The organism is Enterobacter sp. 5-4, from assembly GCF_000612205.1.
Taxonomy (GTDB): Bacteria; Pseudomonadota; Gammaproteobacteria; order Enterobacterales; family Enterobacteriaceae; genus Enterobacter; species Enterobacter roggenkampii.
In genome coordinates, this window is sequence record NZ_JFHW01000013.1 from 37472 (window position 1) to 49643 (window position 12172).

The following is a 12172-nucleotide window of genomic DNA, read 5'->3' on the forward strand; positions in this document are numbered from 1 at the left end:
TTGAGAGTTATTGTAATGCGCGCAGCAGCGCATCGTTGTCGGCGTTATCAGCGATCCGAATATCCTGCCAGCCCAGTTCCCGGGCCTGGTTCGCCAGACGCTCACTGACGACCAGAAGCCGACAGCGGAGTAACCAGTTTTCGCGATACCAAAGCGGTATCAGCGCCCAAAGCTGTTGTAACATTTCACCGCTGGTGACCACCAGTGTATTGATGCCTCGCGCGTGCCAGCGCATCGCCTCTTCCGCGCCATCGTAGTGTTTTGCACAGCGCTGATAGCACTCAACGAACGTCACGTTCGCACCACGTTCACGCAGCGTTTCGCCCAGCAGCTCGCGCCCCCCATTGCCGCGCAAAATGAGCGCACGCTTTCCGGCAACAGTTTGTAATTCAGGTAATTGTAGCAAGACTTCAGTGATTTCCCGATCTAACGGGTAACGAACGTCCGCGCCGCTTACGGTATGCAGCGCCAGTGCCGTTGTGCGGCCAATCGCGAAATAGCCGGGGGCGGTTGGCCAGGCCATGTCCTGCTGCTGCAGCTGTGCGTGGGCAAATTCCACGGCATGCTGCGACAGCGCAAACAGCAGGTCACCGTCCTGAAGGGTATTCATCTGGTCGGCGAGCGCAGAGAGCTCGCGACCGGGGGAGAATTCAATGAGCGGAAAACTCCAGGCCACCTGCCCCAGTGTGCGCAGACGGCTCACTAACTGCTCTCCTGCGGGAGAAGGGCGGGTGACGAGAATACTCATGCAGGGGGCTCTCCATTATATACGTCAGCCAGGATCTCGCGGGCGCCGTTATCCAGTAACTCTTCCGCCAGCGACACGCCAAGCTGCTCGGCATCTTGCGCGTTACCGCGACGTTCGCCGCGCACCATCTGCGAACCGTCCGGGGCGCCTACCAGCGCGCGCAGCCACAGTTCGCCATTCGTCAATTCAGCATAGCTGCCAATTGGCACCTGGCACCCGCCTTCGAGGCGGGTATTCATCGCCCGCTCCGCTTTTACGCGCGTAGCGGTTTCGTCATGATTCAGTGGGGCAAGCAGCTCGCGGGTACGCACATCGTCCAGACGGCACTCGATGCCGACGGCACCCTGGCCAACAGCGGGCAGTGAGAGCTCTGGCGGCAGCGCTACGCGAATACGTTCTTCCAGCCCCAGACGCTTCAGGCCGGCAACGGCGAGGATAATGGCATCGTAATCGCCGTTATCCAGCTTGCCCAGACGCGTGCCGACGTTACCGCGCAGCGAGCGGATGATCAGGTCAGGACGACGCTCCGCCAGCTGACACTGACGGCGTAAACTCGACGTACCAACCACGCTACCCGCTGGCAGCGCGTCGAGCGAGTCATAGCGGTTAGAGACAAACGCATCGCGCGGGTCTTCGCGCTCGCAGATGGTCACTAGCCCCAGCCCTTCCGGGAACTCGACGGGCACATCTTTCATCGAATGTACGGCGATATCGGCGCGGTTCTCAAGCAATGCCAGTTCCAGTTCTTTGACAAACAGGCCCTTGCCGCCCACTTTCGCCAGCGGCGTATCGAGGATCACGTCACCGCGCGTGACCATCGGCACCAGCTCGACGCGCAATCCACTGTGGCAGGCTTCCAGGCGCTGCTTCACATAATGTGCCTGCCAGAGCGCGAGAGGGCTTTGGCGTGTGGCAATTCTCAAAACATTGTCTAACATGCTTGTTACCGTCATTATCAATCGCTAACCATCCTAACATTGTTGACTCTGGGATGGCAGTTTTACGGTTGATGAAGAGTGAGAGGGACAAGGCGGCGTATTCGTCAGCCATAGCCGTATTCAGGAATTTACACGTACAGAACGGTGCTACACTTGTATGTAGCGCATCTTTCTTTACGGTCAATCGGCAAGGTGTTAAATTGATCACGTTTTAGACCATTTTTTCGTCGGTACCACCAAAAATGATAAGGGCGAAAAAGGGTAACGGTTATCTTTTTGAAATACTGCGGGTCCGCTGTTACTCGTGTTTTGAATAGCTGCGACACCCGGAAACATCAGGCGATACGTCTTGTACCTCTATATTGAGACTCTGAAACAGAGACTGGATGCCATAAATCAACTGCGTGTGGATCGCGCGCTTGCTGCTATGGGCCCTGCTTTCCAGCAGGTATACAGTCTGCTGCCGACATTATTGCACTATCACCACCCGCTGATGCCTGGCTACCTTGATGGTAACGTTCCCCAGGGCATTTGCCTTTTCACGCCTGATGAAACCCAACAGCATTATTTGAACGAGCTGGAACTCTACCGGGGCATGCCGCCACAGGAGTCCCCGAAAGGTGAGCTGCCGATTACCGGCGTTTACTCTATGGGGAGCACCTCATCGGTAGGGCAAAGCTGTTCTTCTGACCTGGACATCTGGGTCTGTCATCAGTCCTGGCTCGACAACGAAGAGCGTCAGCTGCTGCAGCGTAAATGCAGCCTGCTGGAGAGCTGGGCGGCATCGCTCGGCGTGGAAGTGAGCTTCTTCCTGATTGATGAAAACCGTTTCCGCCATAACGAAAGCGGCAGTCTGGGTGGTGAGGACTGCGGCTCGACCCAGCACATCTTATTGCTGGATGAATTCTACCGTACTGCCGTTCGCCTGGCCGGGAAACGTATTCTGTGGAATATGGTCCCGTGCGAAGAAGAAGAGCATTACGACGATTACGTCATGTCGCTTTATGCGCAGGGCGTACTGACGCCAAACGAATGGCTGGACCTCGGCGGTCTCAGCTCACTGTCTGCGGAAGAGTATTTCGGCGCAAGCCTCTGGCAGCTCTATAAGAGTATCGACTCACCGTACAAAGCTGTGCTGAAAACGCTGCTGCTGGAAGCCTACTCCTGGGAATACCCGACGCCGCGCCTGCTGGCGAAAGACATCAAGCAGCGCCTGCACGACGGGGAGATCGTCTCCTTCGGGCTGGACGCCTACTGCATGATGCTGGAGCGCGTAACCGAATACCTGAAAGCCATTGATGACACCACGCGTCTGGACCTGGTACGTCGATGTTTCTATCTCAAAGTCTGTGAGAAGTTGAGCCGCGAACGCGCCTGCGTGGGCTGGCGTCGTGAAGTGGTCAGCCAGTTAGTAAAAGAGTGGGGATGGGACGACGCGCGTCTGTCCATGCTCGACAACCGGGCCAACTGGAAAATCGATCAGGTGCGTGAAGCGCACAACGAACTGCTCGATGCGATGATGCAAAGCTACCGTAATCTGATCCGCTTTGCGCGCCGCAACAACCTCAGCGTTTCCGCCAGTCCGCAGGATATCGGGGTATTGACCCGTAAGCTGTACGCCGCGTTTGAAGCGCTGCCGGGTAAAGTCACGCTGGTTAACCCGCAGATTTCGCCTGACCTGTCAGAACCGAACCTGACCTTTATCTACGTGCCGCCGGGCCGCGCGAACCGCACCGGGTGGTATCTGTACAACCGTGCGCCAAGCATGGATTCCATCATCAGCCATCAGCCGCTGGAATATAACCGCTATCTGAACAAGCTGGTGGCCTGGGCCTGGTTTAACGGCCTGCTGACCTCGCGCACGCGCCTGTTTATCAAAGGCAACGAGGTGGTCGATCTCGCTAAGCTGCAGGAGATGGTCGCAGATGTGTCGCACCACTTCCCGCTGCGTCTGCCTGCGCCGACGCCAAAAGCGCTCTACAGCCCGTGCGAGATTCGCCATCTGGCGATCATCGTCAACCTGGAATATGACCCGACGGCGGCCTTCCGCAATCAGGTGGTCCATTTTGACTTCCGCAAGCTGGACGTCTTTAGCTTTGGCGAGCAGCAAAACTGCCTGGTGGGCAGCGTGGACCTGCTGTACCGCAACTCGTGGAACGAAGTGCGTACCCTGCACTTCAACGGCGAGCAGGCGATGATCGAAGCGCTGAAAACCATTCTCGGCAAGATGCACCAGGATGCCGCGCCGCCGGACAGCGTGGAAGTGTTCTGCTACAGCCAGCACCTGCGTGGATTGATTCGTACCCGCGTGCAGCAGCTGGTCTCGGAGTGTATCGAGCTGCGTCTCTCCAGTACCCGTCAGGAAACCGGGCGCTTTAAAGCGCTGCGCGTCTCCGGCCAGACCTGGGGCCTGTTCTTTGAACGTCTCAACGTATCGGTACAGAAGCTGGAAAACGCCATTGAATTCTACGGCGCGATTTCGCATAACAAGCTGCATGGCCTGTCGGTGCAGGTGGAAACCAACCACGTTAAGCTCCCGCAGGTGGTGGACGGCTTTGCCAGTGAAGGGATTATTCAGTTCTTCTTTGAAGAGTCGGGCGACGATGCCGGGTTCAACATCTACATTCTGGATGAGACCAACCGCGCCGAGGTGTATCACCACTGTGAAGGCAGTAAAGAGGAGCTGGTGCGCGACGTCAGCCGCTTCTACTCCTCTTCGCATGACCGCTTTACCTACGGCTCAAGCTTTATCAACTTTAACCTGCCGCAGTTCTACCAGATTGTGAACGTCGATGGCCGTGCGCAGGTGATCCCGTTCCGCACTCAGGCCGTCACGCCTGCCGCGCCTGCCAATCAGGACACCGCGCCGCTGTTGCAGCAGTATTTCTCCTGAGCCTTTTCGCCGGGTGGCTAATGCTTACCCGGCCTACGGTTCGAGCCGTTGTAGGCCCGGTTAGGCGCAGCCGCCACCGGGCAACAAAACTACCTGAAACGCACCGCCTCACCCGCCTGCGCGGTCGCGGCCTGTTCCAGCAGATCCCAGAACGGTACGCCGCTACGGTCGCACACCCACTCATCACCCTTCAGATCGAAGTGATAGCCGCCCTGTTTGGCCGCCAGCCACACCTGGTGAAGCGGCTCCTGACGGTTAATAATAATTTTGCTGCCATTTTCGAAGCTCAGGGTCAGAATACCGCCGTTGATTTCACAATCGATATCGCTGTCGCCGTCCCAGTCGTCAAGACGCTCTTCGATGGTCATCCACAGGTTGTCGGCAAGGCGATGGAATTCACTGTCGTTCATGGTTTTGTTCCTGTTTTTCGTGATGCCGGCAGTATAACCCTAAATAATTCCCGTTGCAGGAAAGCGGCAAACTCTTGCTTTTGTGTCTTCTCCTGCGATGATAGAAACAGATTTGAACTTACGGGCAACTTTATAATGAAAAACGCTTTCCGAACGCTTGCCGTTCTCATCACGCTGTTTAGCCTGACTGGCTGCGGACTGAAGGGACCACTGTACTTTCCGCCTGCGGATAAAACCGCACCACCGCCGACGAAACCGGTTAACAGCGGCATTGAGTCTTCCACGCCAGATACTAACGACCGTGGCGACAACGGCGGCCCGACTCAGGTTAATCTCTGACGACAACGTTCTGTACCCGCGCAATGGAGCAAATGATGCAGTTCTCTAAAATGCATGGCCTTGGCAACGATTTTATGGTCGTCGACGCGGTAACGCAGAATGTGTTTTTCTCACCGGAACTGATCCGTCGTCTGGCGGATCGGCATCTGGGCGTGGGGTTCGATCAGCTGCTGGTGGTTGAGCCGCCGTACGATCCCGACCTCGATTTCCACTACCGTATTTTTAACGCGGACGGCAGCGAAGTGAACCAGTGCGGCAACGGCGCGCGCTGTTTCGCCCGCTTTGTCCGCCTGAAAGGGCTGACTAACAAGCGTGATATTCGCGTCAGTACAGCCAATGGTCGCATGGTGCTCAGCGTCACCGATGATGAGCTGGTGCGCGTGAACATGGGCGAGCCTAACTTCGAGCCTTCCGTCGTGCCGTTTCGCGCAAACAAAGCGGAAAAGACCTATATTATGCGGGCGGCCGAGCAGACAGTGTTGTGCGGCGTCGTCTCTATGGGTAACCCACACTGCGTGATTCAGGTTGATGATGTGGAAACTGCCGCGGTCGAAACGCTCGGCCCGGTGCTGGAAAGCCACGAACGTTTCCCGGAGCGCGCGAACATCGGTTTTATGCAGGTGGTGAAGCGCGAGCACATTCGTCTGCGGGTTTACGAGCGCGGTGCGGGCGAGACGCAGGCCTGCGGAAGCGGAGCCTGTGCGGCAGTGGCCGTGGGCATCTCCCAGGGGTTACTGGCTGAAGAGGTTCGCGTGGAATTACCGGGCGGTCGGCTTGATATCGCCTGGAAAGGACCGGGTCATCCACTGTATATGACTGGCCCGGCGGCACATGTCTATGACGGGTTTATCCATCTATGAAACAACCAGGGGAAGAACTGCAGGAAACAGTGACGGAACTGGACGACAGAGCTGTTGTTGATTATCTGCTGCGCAATCCTGAGTTTTTTATTCGCAATGCACGCGTCGTCGAAGAGATGCGCGTGCCGCATCCGGTTCGCGGAACCGTGTCGCTGGTGGAATGGCACATGGCGCGCGCGCGCAACCACATCAGCCAGCTTGAAGAGAACATGACGCTGCTGATGGAGCAGGCCAGCACCAATGAAAGCCTGTTCTATCGTCTGCTGCATCTGCAGGCGCGTCTGGCGTCGGCGCACAGTCTTGACGAGTTCCTCAGCCGCTTCCACCGCTGGGCCCGCGAGCTGGGGCTGGCGGGTGCAACGATTCGTCTTTTTCCTGACCGCTGGCGCATCGGCGCACCGTCGGGATTTACCCATCTGGCACTGAGCCGTCAGGCGTTTGAACCGCTGCGCATTCAGCGTCTGGGCCATGAGCACCACTATCTGGGGCCGCTTAACGGACCTGAGCTGCTGGTGGTGTTACCGGAGGCCAAAGCGATTGGCTCGGTGGCGATGTCGCTGATGGGGCGCGATGGCGATCTGGGCGTCATCTTATTTACCAGCCGCGACGCGCATCACTATGAGCAGGGGCAAGCCACGCACCTGCTGCAGGAGATCGCCCTGATGCTGCCCGAGCTGCTGGAGCGCTGGATTGAGCGCGTATGACGGACGGACTGCTCGCCACTGACGTCTCGCGCTTTCTGCGCTATCTCGGCGTGGAACGTCAGCTTAGCCCCATTACGCTGCTTAACTATCAGCGTCAGCTTGATGCCATCATGCAGATCGCCGACGAGATCGGCCTGAAAAGCTGGCAACAATGTGATGCTGCGACGGTACGCGCGTTCGTCGTGCGTAGCCGCAAAAAAAATCTCAGCCCGGCAAGCCTGGCGCTCAGGCTCTCTGCGCTGCGCAGCTTCTTCGACTGGCTGGTCAGCCAGGGCGGCATAAAAGCCAACCCGGCAAAAGGGATCGCCACGCCGAAAGCGCCGCGCCATCTGCCTAAAAATATTGACGTTGACGACGTAAACCGTCTGCTGGATATCGATCTGAACGATCCGCTGGCCGTCCGCGATCGCGCGATGCTGGAGGTGATGTACGGTGCCGGGCTGCGTCTGTCTGAACTCGTCAACCTCGACCTGAAGCATCTCGATCTGGAATCGGGCGAAGTGTGGGTAATGGGTAAGGGCAGCAAAGAGCGCCGCCTGCCGATTGGCCGCAATGCGGTCTCCTGGATTGAGCACTGGCTTGACCTGCGCGGGCTGTTTGGCACCGACGAAGATGCGCTGTTCCTGTCGAAACTCGGCAAGCGGATCTCGGCGCGTAACGTGCAGAAGCGCTTTGCGGAGTGGGGCATTAAGCAGGGGCTAAACAGCCACGTGCATCCGCACAAGCTGCGCCACTCCTTTGCAACACACATGCTTGAGTCGAGCGGCGATCTGCGCGGCGTGCAGGAACTGCTTGGCCACGCAAATCTGTCGACCACTCAAATTTATACCCACTTAGACTTCCAACACCTCGCCTCGGTGTATGACGCGGCGCATCCACGCGCCAAACGGGGGAAATAATGCGTTTTTACCGCCCACTCGGTCAGATCTCAGCCCTGACGTTTGACCTTGATGACACTCTTTATGACAACCGCGAGGTGATCCTGCGTACCGAGCAGGAGTCGCTGGCGTTTGTGCAGAACTATCATCCCGCGCTGAAGACGATGCAGAACAAGGACTTCCAGAAGCTGCGTCAGTCCCTGCGGGAGACCGAGCCGGACATTTACCACGACGTGACCGAATGGCGTCGTCGCGCGGTTGAGCAGGCGATGCTGAATGTAGGCCTGAGTGCGCAGGATGCCGCGATTGGGGCGGAAGCGGCCATGGAAAACTTCGCCAAATGGCGCAGCCGTATCGACGTGCCGCAGGAAACCCACGACACGCTGGCGACGCTTGCCGAAAAGTGGCCGCTGGTGGCCATCACCAACGGCAATGCCCAGCCGGAGCTGTTCGGCCTCAGCGATTACTTTGAATTCGTGCTGCGTGCGGGTCCTCACGGGCGCGCGAAGCCGTTCAGCGACATGTACCATCTGGCGGCGGATAAGCTTAACCTGCCGCTGGGTAAGATCCTGCACGTGGGGGATGACCTGACCACAGACGTGGCGGGCGCCATCCGCTGCGGCATGCAGGCCTGCTGGATCAAGCCGGAAAATGCTGACCTGATGATCGCCTCCGATAGCCGTCTTCTGCCGCACGTGGAAATTTCGCGGTTGGCATCCCTCACGACGCTGATATAATCACCAGTAATATTGTATAAATTACCAGGGTTTTGCTGTTGTAGGCCCGGTAAGCGAAGCGCCACCGGGCGTTTTGCTCTGTTCCTGAATACTATGTGACGGTGCCAATGGACGTTTCTTACCTGCTCGACAGCCTTAATGACAAACAGCGTGACGCGGTTGCCGCCTCGCGCACCAACCTGCTGGTGCTGGCTGGAGCGGGCAGTGGTAAGACGCGCGTGCTGGTTCACCGTATCGCCTGGCTGCAGAGCGTGGAAAACTGCTCGCCGTACTCCATCATGGCGGTCACGTTCACCAACAAGGCGGCGGCGGAGATGCGCCACCGCATCGCCCAGCTGATGGGCACCAGCCAGGGCGGGATGTGGGTCGGCACCTTCCACGGTCTGGCGCACCGCCTGCTGCGTGCGCACCACATGGACGCCAACCTGCCGCAGGATTTCCAGATCCTCGACAGCGAAGATCAGCTCCGTTTGCTGAAGCGCCTGATCAAGGCGATGAACCTCGACGAGAAGCAGTGGCCGCCGCGTCAGGCGATGTGGTACATCAACGGTCAGAAAGACGAGGGGCTGCGCCCGCACCACATTCAGAGCTTCGGCAACCCGATCGAGCAGACCTGGCAGAACGTCTACAAGGCCTATCAGGAAGCGTGCGATCGCGCCGGCCTGGTGGATTTCGCCGAGCTGCTGCTGCGCGCTCACGAGCTGTGGCTCAACAAGCCGCACATCCTGCAGCACTACCGCGAACGCTTCACCAACATTCTGGTGGACGAATTCCAGGATACCAACAACATCCAGTACGCATGGATCCGCCTGCTGGCCGGCGATACCGGCAAGGTGATGATCGTGGGCGATGACGATCAGTCGATCTACGGCTGGCGCGGGGCGCAGGTGGAGAACATTCAGCGCTTCCTCAACGATTTCCCCGGCGCGCAAACCATCCGTCTGGAGCAGAACTACCGCTCTACCAGCAATATCCTGAGCGCGGCTAACGCCCTGATTGAGAACAACAACGGGCGTCTGGGTAAAAAGCTGTGGACCGACGGCGTCGACGGCGAACCGATTTCGATTTACTGCGCCTTCAACGAGCTCGACGAAGCGCGCTTCGTGGTCAACCGCATCAAAACCTGGCAGGACAACGGCGGCGCGCTGGAGCAGTGCGCCATTCTCTATCGCAGCAACGCCCAGTCGCGCGTGCTGGAAGAGGCGCTGCTGCAGGTGGGGATGCCGTACCGCATTTACGGCGGTATGCGCTTCTTCGAACGTCAGGAAATCAAAGATGCGCTCTCGTATCTGCGTCTGATTGCCAACCGTAACGACGACGCGGCGTTTGAACGCGTGGTTAACACGCCGACCCGCGGGATTGGCGACCGCACGCTGGACGTGGTGCGTCAGGCCTCGCGCGACCGTCAGCTGACGCTGTGGCAGGCGTGCCGCGAGCTGCTGCAGGAAAAAGCGCTTGCCGGACGCGCGGCCAGCGCCCTGCAGCGCTTCCTTGAACTGATTGACGCCCTGGCGCAGGAAACCGCCGACATGCCGCTGCACGTGCAGACCGACCGGGTGATTAAAGACTCCGGCCTGCGCACCATGTACGAGCAGGAAAAAGGCGAGAAGGGCCAGACCCGTATTGAGAACTTAGAGGAACTGGTCACGGCAACGCGCCAGTTCAGCTACAACGAAGAAGACGAGGACCTGATGCCGCTGCAGGCATTCCTCTCCCACGCCGCGCTGGAAGCGGGTGAAGGGCAGGCGGACACCTGGCAGGATGCGGTTCAGCTTATGACCCTGCACTCCGCCAAAGGTCTGGAGTTCCCGCAGGTGTTTATCGTCGGGATGGAAGAGGGGATGTTCCCGAGCCAGATGTCGCTGGATGAAGGCGGACGTCTGGAAGAGGAGCGTCGTCTAGCCTACGTGGGCGTGACGCGAGCGATGCAGAAGCTGACGCTGACCTACGCTGAAACCCGACGTCTCTATGGTAAAGAGGTCTACCACCGTCCGTCGCGCTTTATCGGTGAACTGCCGGAAGAGTGTGTCGAAGAGGTACGTCTGCGGGCGAGCATCAGCCGTCCGGTCAGCCATCAGCGCATGGGCTCGCCGATGGCGGAAACCGACACCGGCTACAAGCTGGGCCAGCGCGTGCGCCATTCGAAGTTTGGCGAAGGCACCATTGTGAATCTGGAAGGCAGCGGCGAGCACAGCCGCCTGCAGGTGGCGTTCCAGGGGCAGGGGATCAAATGGCTGGTGGCCGCCTACGCGAAGCTGGAAACAGTCTAACTTTCAGAAAAATATCATTATTTTGTAATAATCTGCTAGCCTTATACGTTGAAGGTCAATTAATGCCCTTCAGCGTTTCGTTGCGTGTTGACGCCACAGTTATAGCTGGCGTAACATGCGCGCACGATTACGCTAAGAGGACATTCGCCTTGGACACACCCAGTAGATACTGGCTCAATTCCCTGTCATCCAGGAACAACTCCTAAGGCTATCTCCTCTTGCTGATGGCCTTAGTGGTTGTCAGCGACTGCATTATTCCCGTCGCGCTGAGTCAGGCTGTTTAATGGTCTGAAACCCAATTTGTTTCTGTGTGCCCACCGAACTGTCCGATATTTTTTGCATTGGGAGTCCCGGTCATGTTGAGCGCATTTCAACTCGAAAATAACCGACTGACTCGGCTTGAAGCCGAAGAGTCACAGCCCCTCATTGATGCCGTATGGGTGGATCTGGTCGAGCCGGACGACGATGAGCGCCTTCGCGTACAATCTGAGCTGGGGCAAAGCCTGGCAACGCGCCCGGAACTGGAAGACATCGAAGCATCCGCCCGTTTTTTTGAAGACGAAGACGGCCTGCACATTCACTCCTTCTTCTTCTTCGAAGATGCCGAAGACCACGCGGGCAACTCCACCGTGGCATTTACCATTCGCGACGGCCGCCTGTTTACCCTGCGCGAGCGTGAGCTACCGGCATTCCGCCTCTACCGCATGCGCGCCCGCAGCCAGGCGATGGTGGACGGCAACGCCTATGAGCTGCTGCTCGATCTGTTCGAGACCAAAATTGAACAGCTGGCGGATGAAATTGAAAACATCTACAGCGATCTGGAAAAGCTGAGCCGCGTGATCATGGAAGGCCATCAGGGCGATGAGTACGACGAAGCGCTTTCGACGCTGGCGGAGCTGGAAGATATCGGCTGGAAGGTGCGCTTGTGTCTGATGGATACCCAGCGCGCGCTGAACTTCCTGGTGCGCAAGGCGCGTCTGCCGGGCGGTCAGCTGGAGCAGGCGCGTGAGATCCTGCGCGATATCGAATCCCTGCTGCCGCACAACGAATCCCTGTTCCAGAAGGTCAACTTCCTGATGCAGGCGGCGATGGGCTTTATCAACATCGAGCAGAACCGCATCATTAAGATCTTCTCGGTGGTGTCCGTGGTGTTCCTGCCGCCGACGCTGGTGGCGTCCAGCTACGGGATGAACTTTGAGTTTATGCCGGAGCTGAAGTGGAGCTTTGGTTACCCGGGGGCGATTATCTTCATGATCCTCGCCGGGCTGGCGCCGTATCTCTACTTTAAGCGTCGTAACTGGCTTTGAGAATCCGCCCGGTGGCGCTACGGTATGAACCGGAAACATGGGTAACACTTTAGACCGGATACATGGGTAACAGTTATAACTGGCATAG

General features: G+C 58.1%; 12 protein-coding genes. 9 read left to right on the top strand and 3 right to left on the bottom strand.

Annotation, left to right across the window (positions count from 1 at the left end; all coding sequences use genetic code 11):
• Window positions 1–7: 7 nt before the first annotated feature.
• Window positions 8–748 (bottom strand): uroporphyrinogen-III synthase, encoded by a 741-nt coding sequence (gene hemD, locus AA74_RS0109015; RefSeq protein ID WP_023345088.1) that lies wholly within the window; start codon window positions 746–748, stop codon window positions 8–10.
• Complete coding sequence (gene hemC / locus AA74_RS0109020) at window positions 745–1686, bottom strand: hydroxymethylbilane synthase (RefSeq protein ID WP_032635435.1); 942 nt, start codon at window positions 1684–1686, stop codon at window positions 745–747. Before hemC ends, hemD begins: the two co-directional genes overlap by 4 nt.
• Before the next feature lie 349 nt (window positions 1687–2035).
• Between hemC and cyaA the strand changes: the two genes are divergently transcribed.
• Complete coding sequence (gene cyaA / locus AA74_RS0109025) at window positions 2036–4579, top strand: class I adenylate cyclase (RefSeq protein ID WP_008501547.1); 2544 nt, start codon at window positions 2036–2038, stop codon at window positions 4577–4579.
• An 89-nt stretch (window positions 4580–4668) separates the two neighbouring features.
• Here cyaA and cyaY read toward each other — a convergent pair whose 3' ends face one another.
• Window positions 4669–4989 (bottom strand): iron donor protein CyaY, encoded by a 321-nt coding sequence (gene cyaY, locus AA74_RS0109030; RefSeq protein ID WP_025912240.1) that lies wholly within the window; start codon window positions 4987–4989, stop codon window positions 4669–4671.
• Window positions 4990–5124: 135 nt separating this feature from the next.
• Between cyaY and AA74_RS0109035 the strand changes: the two genes are divergently transcribed.
• From AA74_RS0109035 to corA, 8 genes are all read left to right on the top strand, one after another.
• A complete protein-coding gene (locus AA74_RS0109035; RefSeq protein ID WP_021242847.1) occupies window positions 5125–5328 on the top strand; it encodes a lipoprotein in 204 nt (67 codons plus the stop codon).
• A gap of 35 nt (window positions 5329–5363) precedes the next feature.
• Window positions 5364–6188 (top strand): diaminopimelate epimerase, encoded by an 825-nt coding sequence (gene dapF / locus AA74_RS0109040; RefSeq protein ID WP_008501545.1) that lies wholly within the window; start codon window positions 5364–5366, stop codon window positions 6186–6188.
• A complete protein-coding gene (locus AA74_RS0109045) occupies window positions 6185–6892 on the top strand; it encodes a DUF484 domain-containing protein (protein WP_008501544.1) in 708 nt (235 codons plus the stop codon). The genes dapF and AA74_RS0109045 overlap by 4 nt, the downstream gene beginning before the upstream one ends.
• Window positions 6889–7791, top strand: a complete 903-nt coding sequence (gene xerC, locus AA74_RS0109050; protein ID WP_008501543.1) for a tyrosine recombinase XerC — start codon at window positions 6889–6891, stop codon at window positions 7789–7791. Before AA74_RS0109045 ends, xerC begins: the two co-directional genes overlap by 4 nt.
• A complete protein-coding gene (yigB, locus tag AA74_RS0109055; RefSeq protein WP_023293565.1) occupies window positions 7791–8507 on the top strand; it encodes a 5-amino-6-(5-phospho-D-ribitylamino)uracil phosphatase YigB in 717 nt (238 codons plus the stop codon). Before xerC ends, yigB begins: the two co-directional genes overlap by 1 nt.
• 107 nt (window positions 8508–8614) lie before the next feature.
• Window positions 8615–10777 (top strand): DNA helicase II, encoded by a 2163-nt coding sequence (gene uvrD, locus AA74_RS0109060; RefSeq protein ID WP_025912241.1) that lies wholly within the window; start codon window positions 8615–8617, stop codon window positions 10775–10777.
• A gap of 149 nt (window positions 10778–10926) precedes the next feature.
• Window positions 10927–10983, top strand: a complete 57-nt coding sequence (gene ysgD / locus AA74_RS1000000123620; RefSeq protein ID WP_212743980.1) for a YsgD/CorL family protein — start codon at window positions 10927–10929, stop codon at window positions 10981–10983.
• A 150-nt stretch (window positions 10984–11133) separates the two neighbouring features.
• On the top strand, window positions 11134–12084 hold the full coding sequence (gene corA, locus AA74_RS0109065; protein ID WP_008501540.1) for a magnesium/cobalt transporter CorA: 951 nt from the start codon (window positions 11134–11136) through the stop codon (window positions 12082–12084).
• The last annotated feature ends 88 nt before the right edge of the window (window positions 12085–12172 follow it).

Coding starts and splice junctions, on each gene's coding strand:
- xerC (WP_008501543.1), top strand. CDS start 6,889: ATGACGGACGGACTGCTCGCCACTGACGTCTCGCGCTTTCTGCGCTAT.
- corA (WP_008501540.1), top strand. CDS start 11,134: ATGTTGAGCGCATTTCAACTCGAAAATAACCGACTGACTCGGCTTGAA.
- hemD (WP_023345088.1), bottom strand. CDS start 748: ATGAGTATTCTCGTCACCCGCCCTTCTCCCGCAGGAGAGCAGTTAGTG.
- yigB (WP_023293565.1), top strand. CDS start 7,791: ATGCGTTTTTACCGCCCACTCGGTCAGATCTCAGCCCTGACGTTTGAC.
- AA74_RS0109045 (WP_008501544.1), top strand. CDS start 6,185: ATGAAACAACCAGGGGAAGAACTGCAGGAAACAGTGACGGAACTGGAC.
- dapF (WP_008501545.1), top strand. CDS start 5,364: ATGCAGTTCTCTAAAATGCATGGCCTTGGCAACGATTTTATGGTCGTC.
- AA74_RS0109035 (WP_021242847.1), top strand. CDS start 5,125: ATGAAAAACGCTTTCCGAACGCTTGCCGTTCTCATCACGCTGTTTAGC.
- hemC (WP_032635435.1), bottom strand. CDS start 1,686: ATGTTAGACAATGTTTTGAGAATTGCCACACGCCAAAGCCCTCTCGCG.
- uvrD (WP_025912241.1), top strand. CDS start 8,615: ATGGACGTTTCTTACCTGCTCGACAGCCTTAATGACAAACAGCGTGAC.
- cyaY (WP_025912240.1), bottom strand. CDS start 4,989: ATGAACGACAGTGAATTCCATCGCCTTGCCGACAACCTGTGGATGACC.